The sequence below is a fragment of the Pseudomonas sp. RIT778 genome (genome assembly GCF_019718735.1).
GTDB lineage: Bacteria > Pseudomonadota > Gammaproteobacteria > Pseudomonadales > Pseudomonadaceae > Aquipseudomonas > Aquipseudomonas aphyarum.
Genome location: NZ_JAIHBA010000031.1, coordinates 61,073 through 77,928 on the forward strand (window position 1 = coordinate 61,073; position 16,856 = coordinate 77,928).

At 58.1% G+C, this 16,856-nt stretch carries 16 protein-coding genes; 5 read left to right on the forward strand and 11 right to left on the reverse strand.

Annotated features, from left to right (window positions below):
- Positions 1–2: 2 nt before the first annotated feature.
- Positions 3–1,076 carry a diguanylate cyclase gene (locus tag K5E37_RS21485; protein ID WP_085607619.1) on the forward strand — a complete coding sequence of 358 codons (1,074 nt, stop codon included), beginning with the start codon at positions 3–5 and terminating at the stop codon, positions 1,074–1,076.
- 84 nt (positions 1,077–1,160) lie between these two features.
- Complete coding sequence (locus K5E37_RS21490) at positions 1,161–2,393, forward strand: M20/M25/M40 family metallo-hydrolase (protein WP_085607617.1); 1,233 nt, start codon at positions 1,161–1,163, stop codon at positions 2,391–2,393.
- Positions 2,394–2,479: 86 nt separating this feature from the next.
- Here K5E37_RS21490 and K5E37_RS21495 read toward each other — a convergent pair whose 3' ends face one another.
- Entirely contained in the window at positions 2,480–3,820 is a 1,341-nt protein-coding gene (locus K5E37_RS21495; RefSeq protein WP_221535086.1) for an AAA family ATPase, read from the reverse strand.
- Positions 3,820–4,773: a reverse transcriptase domain-containing protein gene (locus K5E37_RS21500; protein ID WP_221535087.1), complete on the reverse strand. Its 954-nt coding sequence runs from the start codon at positions 4,771–4,773 to the stop codon at positions 3,820–3,822. Before K5E37_RS21500 ends, K5E37_RS21495 begins: the two co-directional genes overlap by 1 nt.
- A 795-nt stretch (positions 4,774–5,568) precedes the next feature.
- Here K5E37_RS21500 and K5E37_RS21505 point away from each other — a divergent pair.
- Positions 5,569–5,871 carry a hypothetical protein gene (locus tag K5E37_RS21505; protein WP_064595275.1) on the forward strand — a complete coding sequence of 101 codons (303 nt, stop codon included), beginning with the start codon at positions 5,569–5,571 and terminating at the stop codon, positions 5,869–5,871.
- A 78-nt stretch (positions 5,872–5,949) separates the two neighbouring features.
- Here the strand turns inward: K5E37_RS21505 and K5E37_RS21510 are convergent, their stop codons facing one another.
- The 8 genes from K5E37_RS21510 to K5E37_RS21545 all read right to left on the reverse strand — a co-directional run bounded on the left by K5E37_RS21510 (position 5,950) and on the right by K5E37_RS21545 (position 14,207).
- Positions 5,950–6,819 carry an oxaloacetate decarboxylase gene (locus K5E37_RS21510; protein WP_007956238.1) on the reverse strand — a complete coding sequence of 290 codons (870 nt, stop codon included), beginning with the start codon at positions 6,817–6,819 and terminating at the stop codon, positions 5,950–5,952.
- 160 nt (positions 6,820–6,979) lie between these two features.
- Positions 6,980–8,014 (reverse strand): arginine N-succinyltransferase, encoded by a 1,035-nt coding sequence (gene astA / locus K5E37_RS21515; RefSeq protein WP_221535088.1) that lies wholly within the window; start codon positions 8,012–8,014, stop codon positions 6,980–6,982.
- Positions 8,015–8,069: 55 nt separating this feature from the next.
- Complete coding sequence (locus K5E37_RS21520; RefSeq protein ID WP_085607611.1) at positions 8,070–9,086, reverse strand: arginine N-succinyltransferase; 1,017 nt, start codon at positions 9,084–9,086, stop codon at positions 8,070–8,072.
- A gap of 118 nt (positions 9,087–9,204) precedes the next feature.
- Positions 9,205–10,554: an APC family permease gene (locus tag K5E37_RS21525; RefSeq protein ID WP_011333496.1), complete on the reverse strand. Its 1,350-nt coding sequence runs from the start codon at positions 10,552–10,554 to the stop codon at positions 9,205–9,207.
- 87 nt (positions 10,555–10,641) lie between these two features.
- A complete protein-coding gene (locus K5E37_RS21530; RefSeq protein ID WP_221535089.1) occupies positions 10,642–11,394 on the reverse strand; it encodes an N-formylglutamate amidohydrolase in 753 nt (250 codons plus the stop codon).
- Entirely contained in the window at positions 11,378–12,709 is a 1,332-nt protein-coding gene (locus K5E37_RS21535) for a glutamine synthetase family protein (RefSeq protein ID WP_221535090.1), read from the reverse strand. Before K5E37_RS21535 ends, K5E37_RS21530 begins: the two co-directional genes overlap by 17 nt.
- Positions 12,706–13,350, reverse strand: coding sequence for an isochorismatase family cysteine hydrolase (locus K5E37_RS21540; protein ID WP_221535091.1), 645 nt, complete (start codon positions 13,348–13,350; stop codon positions 12,706–12,708). Before K5E37_RS21540 ends, K5E37_RS21535 begins: the two co-directional genes overlap by 4 nt.
- 2 nt (positions 13,351–13,352) lie before the next feature.
- Positions 13,353–14,207, reverse strand: a complete 855-nt coding sequence (locus K5E37_RS21545) for a MurR/RpiR family transcriptional regulator (protein WP_007956246.1) — start codon at positions 14,205–14,207, stop codon at positions 13,353–13,355.
- 320 nt (positions 14,208–14,527) lie between these two features.
- Between K5E37_RS21545 and K5E37_RS21550 the strand changes: the two genes are divergently transcribed.
- On the forward strand, positions 14,528–15,097 hold the full coding sequence (locus tag K5E37_RS21550; RefSeq protein WP_085607601.1) for a histidine phosphatase family protein: 570 nt from the start codon (positions 14,528–14,530) through the stop codon (positions 15,095–15,097).
- Positions 15,097–15,849: a precorrin-6A synthase (deacetylating) gene (cobF, locus tag K5E37_RS21555; RefSeq protein WP_221535092.1), complete on the forward strand. Its 753-nt coding sequence runs from the start codon at positions 15,097–15,099 to the stop codon at positions 15,847–15,849. The genes K5E37_RS21550 and cobF overlap by 1 nt, the downstream gene beginning before the upstream one ends.
- Here cobF and ftrA read toward each other — a convergent pair.
- Entirely contained in the window at positions 15,818–16,807 is a 990-nt protein-coding gene (ftrA, locus tag K5E37_RS21560; protein WP_221535093.1) for a transcriptional regulator FtrA, read from the reverse strand. The two genes, cobF and ftrA, sit on opposite strands and share 32 nt — an antisense overlap.
- Between the last annotated feature and the right edge of the window lie 49 nt (positions 16,808–16,856).

Here is a 16,856-nt window from a genome sequence, read left to right on the forward strand (position 1 = left end):
CTATGGGAAGAACGGGAGGAAAGGGACTTTCACTGGCCAGGAGGCTTTATACATCGCGAACCCTCGGCTTGGTCTTGGGGCTTTTGTGCGTGAGCGTCGCGATGTATCCGCTCGACCCGCCGGCCTGGGTCTGGGCGCTGATGCTGTTTAACGGTCTGGTCTGGCCGCACCTCGCGTATCAATGGGCCCGCCGGGCGAAGGTTCCGTACCACGCCGAACACCGCAACCTGTTGATCGACGCCTTCCTCGGTGGCTTCTGGGTCGCCGCCATGCACTTCAATCCCTTGCCCAGCGCCACGACCATTTCGATGATGGCGATGAACAACGTCGCCATCGGCGGCCTGCGTTTTCTGCTGGCCGGGGCGGCGGCGCAGTTGCTCGGCGTCGGCGTTGGACTGGTGGTGTTTGCCCCCGCGTTTGTCCCGATGACCACACCGGCGCAACTCTATGCCTGTCTGCCGTTGTTGATGCTGTATCCGCTGGCGCTGGGCTGGATCTGCTTTCGCCAGGCCTACACCCTCGGCCTGCATAAACGCGAATTGCTGGCCCTGAGCCGCACCGACAGCCTCACCGGTCTGCTCAATCACGGCGCCTGGAAGGATCAACTGGAAGTCGAATTCGAACGCTGCAAACGCCAGCAGACAGGCGCGGCGATTGCGCTGATCGACATCGACCACTTCAAGGCAATCAACGACACCTACGGCCACGTGGCCGGCGATATCGTCCTGCGCCAGCTGAGCAAGATGCTCAAGCAGAACCTGCGTATGGCCGATGTGGCGGGGCGCTACGGCGGCGACGAGTTTTGCGTGATCCTGCCGGACTTGCCGCTGTTCAACGCGGCGCAGGCGATGGAAGCGTTGCGTGAGCGTTTTTCCTTTCTGGTGTACGAACAGAACCCGGCGCTGAAAGTCAGCCTGAGCATTGGTCTGGCGGCGCTCGATCCGGCTCACGGCGACGCGACACGCTGGCTGGATGACGCCGATCAGGCGCTGTACGAAGCCAAGGCCGGCGGGCGTAACCGGGTGATCTGCTGCAGCGACGACAAGCCACGGCGCGAGGTATTCGATTCGGTTTGAACGGATTGGGTGTCGCATCCGGGATAGAGCCTTGGCGCGATGTCAGGTACGGTTCAGTACCCGACACGAAACAAGGATTGATTCATGACGTTCAAATTCCCTCGTTCCCTGCTGGCCGCCGGTCTCGGCCTGACCCTGTCTTTCGCCACCGCTGGCGCGTTCGCCGAACCGCACAAACAGGTGCTGGCCTACGCAGAACAGTACAAACCCGAAGCCCTGAAGCTGCTCGAACGCCTGGTCAATATCGACTCCGGTTCCGGCTATGAGCCGGGGCTCAAGCAAGTCAGCGACATCGCCATCGATGAGCTGAAAAAGCTCGGCGCCACCATCGAGCTGGTGCCCAACACCCCGGAAAAAACCAACCACGTACTCGCTACGCTCAAAGGCACCGGCAAGGCGAAAATCCTGCTGATGGCACACATGGACACGGTGTTCAAGGAAGGCTCCGCCGCCGAGCGACCGTTCCACATCAAGGACGGCCGCGCCTACGGGCCGGGCGTGATGGACGACAAGGGCGGGATCGTCGCCAGCATCTACGCGCTGAAAATCCTCAAGAACCTCGATTTCAAGGACTACGCGCAAATCACCTTCCTGCTCGATGCCAGCGAGGAAACCGGCTCGGACGTCGCCACCGACCTGATCAAGAAAACCGCCAAGCTTCATGACGTTACCCTCAACCTCGAACCGGGCCGCCCGGCCGATGGTCTGGTGGTGTGGCGCAAGGGCAGCGCAACCGCGCTGGTCGAGGTCAAGGGCAAGGCGGCCCACGCCGGCGTCGCACCGGAACTGGGGCGCAACGCGGCGATGGAGGCGGCGCACCAGATCCTGCAACTGGGCAAGCTCGGCGACGAGGCCAAGAAAACCACCATCAACTTCACCGTGCTCAAGGCCGGCGACCGCACCAACGTGATCCCGGATCAGGCCACGGCCAAGGCTGACGTGCGGGCGGCAGTGCCGGAAGAGTTCGACCGGATCGAGAAGGATCTGGCGCGGGTGTCGCAGGACAAGTTGATTCCTGACACCGAGGTGAAAACTTCATTGCAGCGCGGCTTGCCGCCGATGCCGCAGACGGCGGAGTCGGATCGTTTGATGGCGATGGCCCAGGGGATTTACGGTGAGATTGGCCGCAAGTTGACCGAAGAAGGCAGCGGTGGGGCGGCGGATGCGAGTTTGTCGGCCGGGGTTGGGACGCCGACGCTGGATGGGTTCGGGATTGTTGGCGGCAACATTCATACGCCGGAGGAATACGCGGAGGTGGAGAGTGTGGCACCGCGGATTTATCTGTTGTCGCGGATGATTATGGAGTTGGCGAAATAGTAGTTTGATATATCAGAGTTAAGCAGTCGTCGTGAACGTAGGCTGCTTGCTTTGTTTGTAATAAGCCGAATCATAAAGTGTTCATGTTAGTCAGGTTTTTGAGATAGGAAGCAAGCAATTTCTTTGCTTAGAAGAATTATGTTTTCTTCCGATGTGTTACACAGGTGCTCAAATATAGCAAGGTCGTTAATAAACTTGTTTTCTGTGATAGCTTTGTAGAAGTGCTTGTCTGTGGTGATATGATCAGCACATTTAAAGTCCGGTAGAAACTCAGAGATTTTATGGTCTTCGAAAATTTTCTTCTCAACGCTATCGAAGGGTAAGAAGTAAGTGTTAGGGCAGTTTTTGATGTGTTTGTATATTTTTTGATCCCCGTCCAGGATTGAGATTACGTTTTCTGGACTGGAAAGAAAATGTTCTTTTGCGTTGAGCAATAGTAGTTTTATTACATTTGATCCCCCTCCAATTGGTACGATTTTGTACTGGGAAAAATTAGCTGGGCAGTACTTTGAAATCATGAAGATGAGAAAATTTTTTAGCATCTCATCTTCTGTCAGGATGTATTTGTCCCAGCCAATAAATCCAAACATTATGCTTTTAATATAGTTGTAGGAGGCGGGTGTGATATCGCCTTCACCATGAATGTTTGTCATGTAGAAAAGCTCTTTGTTTTTTAATGTTCTCATTAGGGCGAGTGAATGGGTAGTACATACAATATTTACTTTGTATGTTTCGCAGAATGCGCGGAGTCGCCGTATTAAATGGGCTTGGGTCGCCGCATCTAGCGAAATATCTATCTCATCAATTACGATTAGCTTACAGTGGTTGGTGATTTTTCTGTACAAACTGATCAGGAAGAATTCACCTGAGCTTAGGTGGTCTTCTCTAACATATCTGTCACCCTCAAGTGGTATGCAGTAATATTTCGTGTTTTTTATTTTTATTTCAACAAGATTTTTGAATTTGTCACTGGAATAGATGTCGCTTAGAAACTCAATGAGTTCGTGAGGGTACGTAAACCTTCCTAATATGATCGCTGTTCGTATGTCCTTGTCCGCAGTGCTGATACTTTGGAAATGGTTGAATCGTTGGCCATACGGCATTGGCAGCTCGACATCGATAGTTTTTTTTATTTCTTCAGGGATGGCTGATTTACAGTTAAGGCTGTTGATCGATGTGTCGAAAGTGAACTGAAATTCGTTAGTGCCGAACCTGTATGTTACCTCGCTATCGGCTTTGAATATGCCTGATGAGGTGGTCTTGGAGAAGGTGTCCGCAGATCGGAAATTAAGGATTGCTTTGATGAGCGTTGTTTTTCCTATTCCGTTCTTTCCTACAATGCATGTGAGCTTGTTTTCACTCAAGTCAACGCCAAAAGTCAAACTCTTAACATGCTGTATGTTTTTTAGCTCGACTGATAGTAGCATTATAGTTTGTCCGACTTATGAAGGAACATATCCACGGTAGTTGTGCCGTATTTCTTTCTTAACTTGTCGAGATAGCTGGGGTCGACTGTGTTGTAGTAGTTAAGATGTCCCGATATTTTTTCTATAGCGCCATCGAAGTCTGATCCTACGATTTTTTTGAATGTCTCTTTGTTGGTGAGGTAATAGTGAAGTTTGATTTCTGTATCTTTTTTGAATTTTATGTCTATGGATACTTTTCCGTTTGGAAGGATTACCATTCCTAGTAGCTTGATTTTGTTCCCTGTCTGAGTGTGTTTGCTTTTTGCATCATTGATCGAGAGTTTGTTTTTTGTAATTTCGGATAACTTTTGCGATATGTATTTTTCAGCCTCAAATATTGAGCTTTTTTCCATGGAGGAAATGATTATGTCGTCAGAGTATCTAGAAAAAACTAATGAGTTGTTTTTGCAGTATTCTTGAAGAGTGTTGTCGAAAGTAAAAAGGCATGCATTGCTGAGAGTTGGTGAGGTTGAGAAACCCACAGGTACTGAGTTGTTGACTGTCAAGGTTTTTACTATTTTTTCAATGTGATCTTGAATATCAGATATTGGACATTGTTCGATATTTTTGAGAATTGTTTCTTTTACCATGTCTTCGTCAATGCTGTTGAAGAAGTTTTTTATGTCGGTCTGAAAGAAATATTTGCTACGGGAATGCTTAGATACTGCATCTACGGCATTTACCCCTTTTCTGTATGAAAAAACAACGTCTTCATTTGTATCTAGATGATCAAGAAGTATCAGTTTTATGAAGGAGTGAAAGGTTCTTAGTTTTTTGTTTGGTACGTGTACTTCTCGATCATTGTATTTTTTTGTTTCGTAAAGACTGGTTATCTCGCCTGTGTCTAACTCAGGAAATTCGAATTTCCCCTGATGCATTGCGACTAACAGCTCTTTTAGAGGTCTTTTGTTCATTTTTTACGCCTTGGGAAGACTGCCGCAGCGAGAATACGACTTCGACAAAATATGCCGCAAAGTATCGTGTGAAACAATCGTTTCTAAAAAAAGAGAAGAAGGAGTTCCTGACGTAGGAAAAATGTTTCCTAAGGACGTGATGGGTAGGAAATTTCGGATCAGGTACGGATGAAAAGAATCGATCTGTAGCTGTAATCGATCAAAAGAAGTACGTATCTATTTTGACGACAGAGGATGAGACGACAAGAAACTGTCTGCTTGCGTAGGAGGTTTTACTATTTGTGTGCCTCTTAGCTCAACGCTAAAAGGCACACAAACGTAAAAGGAGACTAGACACCTGTAGAGGCCAGATTTGATGACTGGAGATGCTCCTAGTCACTGGCATGACTCGGACTGTAGATCAAGGAGTCTTGGAAAACAAGGTGTGAATTGGTGCGTAGTCTGAGCGGTCGTGGATGTAGGTGCTTTGGGCTCTTCGAACCCTTAAGCCCTTGTCTTTTTTGCGCACAACTTTCCAAGACCTTTCCTACAACGTACCCTGTTGCCGCGTTTCGGTGCCGACCCCTATAGTCTGGGCTCGCGGAAAAACTCCGCGAACGACCTTGGCCGGTCGGGCAGGCAAAACGCTACAGCGTCATCGTCCAGACATTCTCGTGCCTGGATTCGCTTTATGGCAGCTGTGCGCGGGACACCTTCGGGTGTGCCGGATGTGGTCTGCCCGGTCGGCCAACCCGCACACAGCCGCCACCTTCTTCGCTTGGCCGCGAACGGTGGTTGCTCTATTGGAGTTACACCATGACCGATCAAGTAATCCCCCGCTACCTCCCCATCGACACCTACGACGCCGAATCCCCGGTGCTCTTCATCAATACTCAAAAAGAACTCAGCGACATGGCCGCGTGTGCGATGCACCGTTTTGTGGTCGTGCGCGATCTGGCAGACACGTTTTCCAGTCTCGACCTCAAGGGCATTTCCGATTGTGATCTGACGCGCATTACCAGCGCGGTGCATCTGCTGATGCGAGAGGGCTGCGCCATTCTGAACGTGATTCAGACGCGAGCATTACAGCGGGAGGAAGGCTTCAAGGCAGCGGTGTAGCGGTTTCGCGGCGGGCGCCATGCGAGTGGACTCGTGATGGCGTCGGGCCGCTCTGCCTCTTTGTAGCGTGTTGCGAGGTTACTCTTTGACGCTCATGTATTCCTTGGCCCAGAGGATGTATTCCTCAGGCTGGGTGTAAGTGTGGGTCAGTTCGGTGGCGCTCAGGTCCGAGGCCTGGGTGAAGATCTGGCGTTGTTCGCGCAGGCTGTCGTAAGTCGCCTTGATCGCCGCGAAATAAGCACCGTGGCCGTCGATGGTCACGCGCACACCCAGTTCGGCCAGGCGTTTGTCGTCGCGCAGCGCCGGGTTGCCGTAGGTCACCAGCATCAGCGGGACGGTCAGGTGTTCGGCGATCTGCTCGAGCTGATCGAAATCCTGAATCCCGACCATGCAGATACCGTCGGCACCGGCGGCCTGGTATTGCTTGGTGCGGCTGATGATTTCCTGGTTCGGCAGGATGCCGGCGTTAGTCCGGGCGATGATTGCCATCTCCGAATCGACCCGTGCTTCCAGTGCCGCGCGGATCTTGCCGACGCCTTCGGCGACGGTGATCAGGTCGGTGGATTTACGGCCGAATTGTGCCGGCAGCAGGGTGTCTTCGATGGTCAGCGCGGCGACGCCGGCGCGTTCCAGTTCGACGATGGTGCGCATTACGTTGAGGGCGTTGCCGTAGCCGTGGTCGGCGTCGGCGATCACCGGCAATTGGGCGACGCGGCCGATGCGGGTGGCCTGTTCAGCGAATTCGCTGAGGGTGATCAGGGCAAAGTCCGGAGCGCCCAGCACCTGCAACGAGGCGACCGAGCCGCCGAGAATCCCTACTTCAAAACCCAGGTCAGCGGCGATGCGGGCAGACATCGGATCGAACACCGAGGCGGTGTGATAGCAGGTGTCGGAAGCCAGCAGCTGACGGAAGTTACGGCGCAAATCTTGATGAGAAAGCCTGGTCATACGAGTTCCACCAATACAAAGGAATGGAAAGGCTTGAGCAAAGGTGTCAACGCCGAAGGTGAAAAGGCTATCACGCCAATGGGTCAAGGATCATGACGAATTAACGAGGAAGTTAACCAGGAAAATCCTGTTCAGGCTTTCTTGTTGCAGGCAGAGGCGCTCAGGCCGCCACCGCCTGCTGCTGTTGATTGGGCAGCGGCACCGCCCGCACCGAGTTGCCCGGCTGCAATTGCAGGCGTTTGGCGGTGAGGCGGTCGATCACCAGACTGCTGCCGACCCGACGGCCCGGCGCGACGGTGATGCGGCAGTTTTCCAGGCGCCGATTGTGGATCAACCACAGCGGCGCCTGATCGTCCGGGGTGCCGATGCTCAGGGTCAGTTCCAGGCTGTCGCGCACGGTGCGGATGCTGCGGATCGGTGCTTCGATCACCGGGCCACCGTCGAAGATGTCGATATAGCCTTTGTGAGAGAAACCCTCGGACTGAAGGATTTTCAGTGCCGGTTCGGTATTGGGGTGGGCCTGACCGATCACGGCCTGGGCCTGTTCGGTGAGCAGGCAGGTGTACAGCGGCTGACGTGGCATCAGTTCGGCGATAAACGCTTTATTGCCCAGTCCGGACAGGTGGTCGGCGTGGCTGAAGTCCATCTGGAAGAAGTGCCGGCCCAGACTGTCCCAGAACGGTGAACAGCCTTGCTCGTCGGCACTGCCGCGCAGTTCGGCGATCATCTTCTCGCCGAACAGGTGCGGGAATTCGGCGACAAACAGCAAGCGCCCCAGCGACAGCAAGCGTCCATTGCTGCCGTGGCGCTGGTCATGGCGCAGGAACAGCGAGCACAGTTCCGATTGGCCGGTCAGTTCGTTGTTGAGGAACAGCGTCGGGATCTGCCGTTGAATACCCAGGTCCGGCGCCGAGCTGACGGTCAGCCCGACCCGATAGTTGTACCAGGGCTCACGCAGGCCGACGGCCCCGGCCAGGGCGCTGACCCCGACCACTCGCTGCTCGTCGTCTTCAAGCACGAACAGGTAATCGGCATCGGCCCGTTCGACCTGCTCGGCGAAGGCGCGCTGTGCCCAGCGTACCCGGTGGGCCAGGCGATCTTCGTTGGCGGGCAGGGTGGTGAACCCCGGCCCGGCCTGTTGCACCAGCGTCATCAACGCTGGCAGGTCGCTGACTTGAACCGGACGGACAATCATGCTGCAACTCCTTTTGCGCGCCTGCTCGGGCACTGTCGTTGGGTAGGGGCGCGGTTCACAGGGCGATCAACCGGATCGTGCCGCCAGCGCGGACGTTCAGCGCCGCGCACAGGGCCGGGTCAAGCCCCAGGGGCTGACCGGGCTGGAAATCCAGCTCGGTGACCACCGCCCGAAAGCCATGCAGAGCATCGTTGCTCACCAGATAGCGACCGCGAGCATCGATCAGCGGTTCCTCCTGAACCGTGACTGTCTGGCTCTGCGCGATCGAACGGATGTTGGCGGTGCGGGCATACAAGGTCGGGCCGGCATCGAACAGATCGATGTAGCTGTTGGTTTCAAAACCCTCGCGCTCGAGGATGTCGAAGGCTTCCTGACCGTCCGGGTGGATGCGGCCGATGCAGTCCTGCGCGGCTTGCGGCAGCATCGGCACGTAGATCGGGTATTGCGGCATCAGTTCGGCGAGAAACGTACGGCTCTGCAAACCGCACAGGCGTTCGGCCTCGACGTAGGGCAGGTCGAAGAAATGTTTGCCCAGCGCATCCCAGAACGGTGAATGGCCTTGTTCGTCGCTGTAACCGACGATTTCGGTGATCACCGCTTCGGCAAATCGCGGCGCGTGGGCGGCGATGAACAGCAGCCGTGCCCGCGACAGCAATTCGGAAAAAGGCGTGCGCACCAGCGCTGCGTCGATGTGAAAACCGCGCAGCAGCGTATGCCCGCTCAGGTCGTGACACAGCGACAGCGCCGGCACGCCGTGTTCGATGTTCAGCTCTCGCGAGGCACTGGTGAAGTGGCGGTTGCGCAGGCTGTAGAACGGCTCGTTGAAACCTGCGGTGGCGAGGATTTCCGAGCAGCCGACCAGTCGATGGCTGTCGATGTCTTCCAGCACGAAGAAGTAGTTCTCCGGGCCCTGAGCCGCCGCATCGCTGTCGAACGAGGCGCAGGACGCGGCGATTTTTTCGCCCAGGCGTTCGCTGTCGTCCGGCAGGGATGTGACGCCCACCAGGCTGTCGCGCGCCAATTGTTGCAATTGAGGCAGGTCGTTTGGCTCGACTGGACGTAAGACCAGCATGGATGCACTCCTGTATCAAAAGGTTCGGCCCATTCGCCGAACCTGACTATCACTGTCGGTTTCCACGCGTTAAAGCGGCGGTCGCCTGATTTGTTGTCAGACGCCGCTCTTTTTCTTGTCAGCCATTGCTCGGGTCAGGCAGCGCGGTACTGGCGCCGAGCTTGTTCAGGAAGAACAGGTACACCAGACCCAGTGCGATCCAGATCAGGCCGAGTTTCTGTGCATCGACGCCCATGTTGTACATGATGGCCGCGACGATGATGAAGCCGATCACCGGGCAGATCAGGTGACGGATCACCTGCCCGGATTTCTGCCGGCGCCAGTAGTAGTTGATCACGGTCAGGTGCAGCAGCATGAAGCCGCTCAGGGCGCCGAAGTTGACCAGCGAAGTCAGGGTGTCCACCGAATTGATGAACAGGTAGCAGATCACCAGCGACAGCACGGCCACCAGATAAATGCTCAGGTACGGCGTGTTGTGTTTCGGGTGCACCTTGGCCAGCACTTTCGGCAGCTTGCCGTCGCGGGCCATGCCGAACAGCAGGCGCGAGACCGCCGCTTGCGAAGTGATCGCCACCGCCACACCCCAGGCCAGGGCCGTGGCTACACCGGTCAAGGTTGCGAGCCAGCTGCCAGCTGCGATTTCGGCGATTTCATAGAACGCGGTGTCGGCGGACTTGAAGCCCATGCCCGCTGCCAGATCGGTAGCGATCCAGGTTTGCGCGACGAAAATCACCCCCATCACTACCAGTGTGATCAACGCAGCTTTGCCGACGCTGCGGCCCGGATCGCCCTTGATCTCTTCGGCGAGGGTGGAGATCGCATCGAAGCCGAGGAACGACAGCACCGCAATTGACACCGCTTGCATCAGCAGGGCGAAGTTGAAGGTTTCCGGGTGATACAGCGGCGCCAGGGTCAACTGGCCGTTGCCGCCACCGTTGTGCAGGGCGTTCCAGGCGTAGAACAGGAAAATCCCCAGCACGACCAACTGCGCCAGCAGGAACACAATGTTCATGCGAGCGGTAAAGGTGATGCCACGCAGGTTGACGAACGTGGCGCTGACCAGAAACGCCAGAATGAAGCCGACTTTCGGGATGTCCGGATACAAATGGTTGAGCGCCATCGCCGCATACACGTAAAGCAGCGGCGGAATCAGCAGATAGTCGAGCAGCATCAGCCAGCCGGCGATGAAGCCGACGTGTTGATTCAGGCCCCGTTGCGCGTAGGAATAAACCGATCCGGCAATCGGAAAGGCCCGGGCCATGCTGCCGTAACTCAGCGCGGTGAAGACCATCGCCACCATGCCGATGATGTAAGCCAGAGGCACCATCCCCGGTGCCTCGGCGTTGACGTAGCCATACACGCCGAACGGGGCGATGGGGATCATGAAGATCATCCCGTACACCACCAGGTCGGTCAGTGTCAGGCTACGTTTCAACTCCTGTTTGTAGCCGAACTCTTCTATTTCCATGAAGCGCAACTCCTTGTCAGCCAATCGGTCGTTTTAGTTGTTATATCGGTCCGTCGTTTACAGCGTCAGCAGTGGTTACATCAATCCTTACAGCAATGGAGCCAGATAATCTGCCCAGCGGGTCACCGCTTCCGGGCTGCGCAGCAGGTCGTTGCGCACTTCGATCAACACCGACTCCAGGCCCCGGGCATCGCCGTGCACCGGTACGGTCATGTCGCCCAGCGGGTCGATCCTGTACGGCTGGTTGCCGGCGACTTTCAGCGGGTGTCGTTCCAGAGCGTCGAGCATCCGCTGGGCATAGGCCCGGGCCTGACCGAACAGCACGCCGACTTCCAGCTCGCGCGGCTGGCCGTAGTACACCGGGGTAAAACTGTGAATCCCTACCACCCGCACCGGCCGACCTTCGGCCAGACGTGCATCGATCAGTTGTTGCAGCCGTGTGTGAAACGGCTTGAACAGGCACTGGCGCCGGTATTCGCGGGTGGCTTCGTCGAGCTCGCGGTTACCCGGCACCTGATAGATCTCGCTTTGCGCCGGGATGCTGTCGGGTGCATGCCGGGGGCGGTTGAGGTCGATCAGCAGGCGCGAATAGTTGGCGCTCAGCAGCGTCGCACCCAGCTGCTCCGACAGTTGCTCGGCCAGCGCCAGGGCACCGATGTCCCAGGCGATGTGTTCGCGCGCGGCCGTGTCATCCAGGCCCAGATTGTTCAGGGCCTCGGGGATGTAGCGGCTGGCGTGTTCGCACACCAGAATCAGTGGGTGCGTCGAATCTTCACGGCTCAGGTTGTAGACCGGTCGGGTGTACAACCCAAGCTCGGCGGATTCAGTACAGGCGTGCATAGTGCTCACAAAGGTCAGCGGGCGAGAGCTGTTCCGTCAGCGCCAGTTCCTCGGTTTTAAGGGCGAAAAAAGTCTCGAGCAACGCGCTTGGCAGCGCTTCGACCAGCGCTTCACTGCGACGCAGGCAATCCAGTGCCTGGGCCAGGGAGGCGGGCAGGGCAACGATGCCCCGGGCCTTGCGTTGTTCGTCGTTGAGTGAATCAGGGATTTCATCGGTGATCGCGTTCAGCGCCAGACGTTGCTCGATCCCCAGGCGTCCGGCGATCAGCAGCGCGGCCATTGCCAGATGCGGCGAGGCGGTGGCGTCCATGGCGCGGAATTCCAGGTTGTATTGCTTCGCCACGGGCTTGTTGCCCAGGCTCACGGTCGGGCAGATGCGCAGCGCCGCTTCGCGGTTCTGCTGGCCCAGACAGGCGTAGGACGCGCTCCAGTGATGCGGCTGCAAGCGCTCATACGACACCGACGTCGGTGCAGTGAACGCACACAGTGCCGGCAAGTAATGCAGCACGCCCGCCGCCCAGTGCTGGCCGAGGGTCGACAGACCATTGCTGGTGCCGGCGTCGTAAAGCATTGGCTGACCGGCCAGATCGAGGAGGCTGATGTGCAGGTGCACGCCGTTGCACACCGCGTCGGCAGCGGTTTTTGGCGCAAAGCTCAGATCCAGACCCATCTGCCGGGCGATTTCGCGGGTGATCTCGCGCACGTTGACCGCGCGATCCGCCGCCGCCACGCCTAGGGTTGGGCGGCAGGTGATTTCGTATTGATGCTTGCCGTATTCGGGCAGGAACATTTCCGGCTCGACGCCACCGGCGCGCAACGCACTGAGCAGCCAGCCACCGAATTCGGCGCCCTGGCGCTGGGCTTCCAGCGAGAAAGCCCGGTGTTCGGCAAACCCGGCGTGCAGATTGAATTCGTGTTCGAACGCTGCGTTGACCTGCAAGCCGAGCTCATCGCGATAGCGCTCGACCTCGTTGCGCAACAGGGTGCGCGGGCAGGCGGCCCACGGCCGGCCATCGGTTTCGCGGATATCGCCATGGATGAAATCCAGCGCTGGCGCTGCAGCGTCCGGGCCGTTGCTGACGGTGACGCGGCTGGCCAGATCGGGAATCAGCCGCAGGTCGCCATAAGCGCCCCACGGGCTGGTCGACGCGATGATGTCCTGCGGCGTCAGCGCGCTGTTGGCCGGCACCCAACCACAACCGGCGGCCTGATAATGGTCCAGCTCATCGGTGGGAAACGAACGGCCACGGGTGACGCCGATCAGGTCGGTGGTGACGATGGTGGTCATCGGCAACGGCGACAGGCGTTCGCTCATGGCTGCATCTCCTGCAACCGGCCGAGCACGGTGTCGGTGTCGGTGATCCAGCAGTAGCCCTTGATCGCATTCAGACAGGCGTCGTGGCGTGCTTCGGTGTACGTCGCGCAGGCGTCCGCCACCAGAGTGACGAGGTAGCCACGGTCGGCGGCGTCACGCACGGCCATGTCCACGCATTGGTCGGTGACGATGCCGGCGATGATCAGGTGACGGGTTTCAAGGTTGCGCAGCACGTAGTCGATGTTGGTCGAGTTGAAGACCCCGGACGAAGTCTTCGGCAGCACGATTTCGTTTTCCACCGGGGTCAGTTCAGCAATGACCTGAGCCTGCGGGCTGCCCTTGGGCAGGTGCATGTCCGACAGCTTGTGATCCAGCGAGCGATCGCGGCCGTCGGCGGTCAGGCTTTCGATCAGGGTGTGCAGCACGTTCTGTCGTGCCTCGCGGAAGGCGTTGAGCAATCGGAGCTGATTGGGCACCACTTGCGAGCGCGTGCGGTTGAGGAAGTACGCGGCGTCCGGGCCTTCGAGGTGCGGGTCGAACTGTGGTTCGAGCCAGGCGCGCTGCATGTCCACCAGCAACAGGGCGGTGTGATCGGTGACAAACGGCAGGTCCCGTGGCGAGCGATGGGGAAGGCTGAACATCCTTATTTATCCTCCAGCAAATGGGTGTCGAAGTCGTTGCGCAGGGCATCGATGCCTTCCAGGCGATCGGCCAGGTCCGGGCAACGCAGGGTCAGGCAGGCAATCAATGCCTCGACCTGGGCCAGCGCCGGGACCATGGTGTCGAACGGCGAGGCCGACTCCACCGGAGCGCTGATGATCATGTCGGCCAGTTCGCGCAGCGGCGAGGCATAGATGTCGGTGAACAGCACGACGCGGGCGTTGTTGTTCTTCGCCGCGCTCGCCACGCGCAGGGCCTGGGTCTGGTAGCGGCGATAGTCGAACACCAGCACCACATCCTGACGTTGCAGGTCGAACAGGCGATCCGGCAGTTGCGCGTTGTCTTCCAGCGCAAAGCAGCCGGGGCGCAGCAGGCGCAAATGATTGAGCAGGTAAGTCGCCATCAGGCTGCTGAAGCGCCCGCCGAAGCAGTACACCTGATGCCGGGTGTCGAGCAGCCAGTCGGCCAGAATTCGCACATCTTCCGGTTGAGTCAGGGCCTGGGTTTCGGCCAGCAGGTTGTGGCTGTGAGCCAGATAATGGCTCCAGGCATCGTCTTTATTCTGATGCGAGCGTGGCTGCAACAGGGTGCGCGGCGAGCGCAGGCGATGGTCCATGTCGCTGAGCAGGGCGTCCTGGAATTCGGCATAACCGCCGAAACCGAGCTTTTTCACCAGGCGCACTATAGTTGGATCGCTGACGCCGGCATGTTCGGCCAGGCGCGCCATCGGGCCAAGCCCATTGCGTGGATACTGATCGAGCAAGGCGCGAACGACTTTGCGCTCCGACGGCGTCAGGTCAAGGCCGGGGTCGGTGATCAGGTCTCTTAAAGGGGGCATCCGGGCTCCTGCTGGATGGGGTGTTGAATTCGCTTCACAATCCGTTAAAACAGTATTTATGTAACTGACGCTACATGTCTAGCGAATTTTTCGGCGTTTAAACCAAGCCCCAAAATGGGGCGGGAAGCCCGTAACGCAAGGGTTACACGGATGTCGATCAGTCTTGTAGTCCATTGCCCATTACGGTGTCAGACATTGCCGCTTTCACACGCTCGGATCACCCAATCGACTTGCCCGGAGCATCCCGGTTTACGGCACAATTGCCGCTCTATCCGCGATTACGCCGATGACCGTCCTGTTTTCCAGCCGAGTGACTTCCCGTGCAGACCACCCGTTTGACATTGATCTGCCATGCCAGAACAGTCGCACAAAAATTGGCGTGTTTTCCTACGAACGAAGCTGTTGAAGAAACGGCGCTGGCGTCCTGCTCGCTGGCTTCGCGTTTCGACTCCGCTTCGCGCCTGATTTGCGGCCCGGAGCTGCGCACCCGCCAGACGGCGGCGTGGTTTGGCCCTGAGGTACGCATCGACGAGGCCCTGCGTGATTGCGACTGGGGACGCTGGCAGGGTCAGTCGATCAAGGATTTGCAACGAAACGAACCCGAGGCATTGCAAGCCTGGCTCGAAGATCCGCACGCCGCACCCCATGGCGGTGAGTCGGTGGCGCAACTGCGTGAACGGGTGGCTGCGTGGCTGGTTTCACTGCAAGCCACGCAGGGACACGTGGTGGCGATCACCCATCCGTTCGTGATTCGTGCTGCGTTGATGCAGGTCGTGCAGGGCGAGGCGTTTCACAGCATCGACGTCGAGCCGCTGGCGGTGGTCGATCTGCGGTTTACCGGGCGCTGGCGGCTACGCTTGTCCGGCATGAATCTGGAAGGAGCAGAGTAATGAAGCGATTGCTGGTGATCGGCATCGGTGCCGGCAACCCGGACTACATCACGATGCAGGCGGTGAAGGCGTTGAACCGGGTGGACGTGTTTTTCCTGATGGACAAGGGCCAGAGCAAGGACAAGCTGATCGACCTGCGGCGAGAAATCTGTGAGCGCTACATCACCGATCGTACCTACCGTTTCGCCGAAGCCCACAGCCCTGAGCGCGAGCGCGGTGTGGACTACAGCGCAAGCGTCGATGATCTGAACCGCGCCAAGCAACAAACCTTCGAACGGCTGATCAATGACGAATTGGCTGACGGGCAGTGCGGCGGTTTTCTGGTGTGGGGCGATCCGGCGCTGTACGACAGCACCATTCGCATCCTGCAGGCGATTCTGGCTTCGGGGCGATGTGAGTTTGAATTTGAAGTCATTCCCGGCATCACCAGCGTTCAGGCCCTGGCGGCACAACACAAGGTGCCGTTGAACACCATCGGCCGCTCGATTGAAATCACCACCGGCCGGCGCCTGGCGGCGGGGCAGGTGAGTGACACGGACAGTCTGGTGGTGATGCTCGACGCTGAAGATTCCTACCACCAGGTGGCGGATCAGGAGACAGAGATTTACTGGGGTGCCTACCTCGGCACGCCGGACGAAATCCTCATCCATGGCAAGCTCGGCGACGTTGCCGATGAGATCGAACGGGTGCGCAAGGCTGCCCGGGCCGAGCATGGCTGGATCATGGACACTTATCTGTTGCGCAAGCCTTGATCTCGCGACCGAAGCGCTCGCGATACACCGACGGCGGCACCCCGACCACGCTGCGAAACGCCACACGAAAGCTTTCCACCGAGCGATAGCCACAGCGCAGGGCGATCTGCTCGGTGTTCTGCGGTGTGCTTTCCAGTAATTCCCGGGCCCGGGCCAGACGCTCGTGTTGCAGCCAGGCCTTGGGTGACTGGCCGCTGGCTTCGGTAAATTTGCGCAGGAAGGTGCGTTCGCTCATCGCCGCTTCGCTGGCCAGATCGCGCACTTCCAGCGGTTCGTGCAGGCGCTCGCGGGCCCACTGCATCACGCGCGACAGGTCGCTGCGCGGCGTTGGGCTGACCGGTGTCGGAATGAATTGCGCCTGACCGCCGGTGCGCTGCGGCGACATCACCAGCCGTCGCGCCACCGAGTTGGCGATCTGGGTGCCGAAGTCCCGCGCCACCAGGTGCAGGCAGGCGTCGATCCCGGCCGCGCTGCCGGCCGAAGTAATCAATTGGCCGGAATCGACGTAAAGCACGTCCGGATCGACATCGATGGCCGGGAATCGCTCGGCCAGCTCCGAGGTGTAGCGCCAGTGAGTGGTGGCGCCGTGCCCGTCGAGCAGGCCGCTGGCGGCCAGCACAAACACGCCCGAGCAGATCGACAGCAACCGGGCGCCGCGTGAATGGGCATCACGCAATGCTTCGAGCAAGGCCTCGGGCACTGGCGCACTGCGGTCGCGCCAGCCGGGAATGATGATGGTGCGCGCATCCGCCAGCAGCTCCAAACCACCATCCGCCAGTACCTGGATCCCGCCCATGGCGCGCATCGGGCCTTGATCGACCCCCGCGATGCAGTGCTCGTACCACGGGAAATCGAACTCCGGCCGGGCCAGGCCGAAGATCTCCACGGCGATGCCGAACTCGAATGTGCAGAGGCCGTCGTAGGCCAGAATCGCGACCAATCCAGGTGAATCAGGCATTTGGCGGAAAATTCCCGGTGAGTGTCTTGTGCGCCACTGTAGCGGCAAG

What these genes read in the sequence shown, in the direction of transcription:
- K5E37_RS21485 (WP_085607619.1), top strand. Translation starts at nt 3, where the DNA reads ATGGGAAGAACGGGAGGAAAGGGACTTTCACTGGCCAGGAGGCTTTAT.
- K5E37_RS21490 (WP_085607617.1), top strand. Translation starts at nt 1,161, where the DNA reads ATGACGTTCAAATTCCCTCGTTCCCTGCTGGCCGCCGGTCTCGGCCTG.
- K5E37_RS21495 (WP_221535086.1), bottom strand. Translation starts at nt 3,820, where the DNA reads ATGCTACTATCAGTCGAGCTAAAAAACATACAGCATGTTAAGAGTTTG.
- K5E37_RS21500 (WP_221535087.1), bottom strand. Translation starts at nt 4,773, where the DNA reads ATGAACAAAAGACCTCTAAAAGAGCTGTTAGTCGCAATGCATCAGGGG.
- K5E37_RS21505 (WP_064595275.1), top strand. Translation starts at nt 5,569, where the DNA reads ATGACCGATCAAGTAATCCCCCGCTACCTCCCCATCGACACCTACGAC.
- K5E37_RS21510 (WP_007956238.1), bottom strand. Translation starts at nt 6,819, where the DNA reads ATGACCAGGCTTTCTCATCAAGATTTGCGCCGTAACTTCCGTCAGCTG.
- astA (WP_221535088.1), bottom strand. Translation starts at nt 8,014, where the DNA reads ATGATTGTCCGTCCGGTTCAAGTCAGCGACCTGCCAGCGTTGATGACG.
- K5E37_RS21520 (WP_085607611.1), bottom strand. Translation starts at nt 9,086, where the DNA reads ATGCTGGTCTTACGTCCAGTCGAGCCAAACGACCTGCCTCAATTGCAA.
- K5E37_RS21525 (WP_011333496.1), bottom strand. Translation starts at nt 10,554, where the DNA reads ATGGAAATAGAAGAGTTCGGCTACAAACAGGAGTTGAAACGTAGCCTG.
- K5E37_RS21530 (WP_221535089.1), bottom strand. Translation starts at nt 11,394, where the DNA reads ATGCACGCCTGTACTGAATCCGCCGAGCTTGGGTTGTACACCCGACCG.
- K5E37_RS21535 (WP_221535090.1), bottom strand. Translation starts at nt 12,709, where the DNA reads ATGAGCGAACGCCTGTCGCCGTTGCCGATGACCACCATCGTCACCACC.
- K5E37_RS21540 (WP_221535091.1), bottom strand. Translation starts at nt 13,350, where the DNA reads ATGTTCAGCCTTCCCCATCGCTCGCCACGGGACCTGCCGTTTGTCACC.
- K5E37_RS21545 (WP_007956246.1), bottom strand. Translation starts at nt 14,207, where the DNA reads ATGCCCCCTTTAAGAGACCTGATCACCGACCCCGGCCTTGACCTGACG.
- cobF (WP_221535092.1), top strand. Translation starts at nt 15,097, where the DNA reads ATGAAGCGATTGCTGGTGATCGGCATCGGTGCCGGCAACCCGGACTAC.
- ftrA (WP_221535093.1), bottom strand. Translation starts at nt 16,807, where the DNA reads ATGCCTGATTCACCTGGATTGGTCGCGATTCTGGCCTACGACGGCCTC.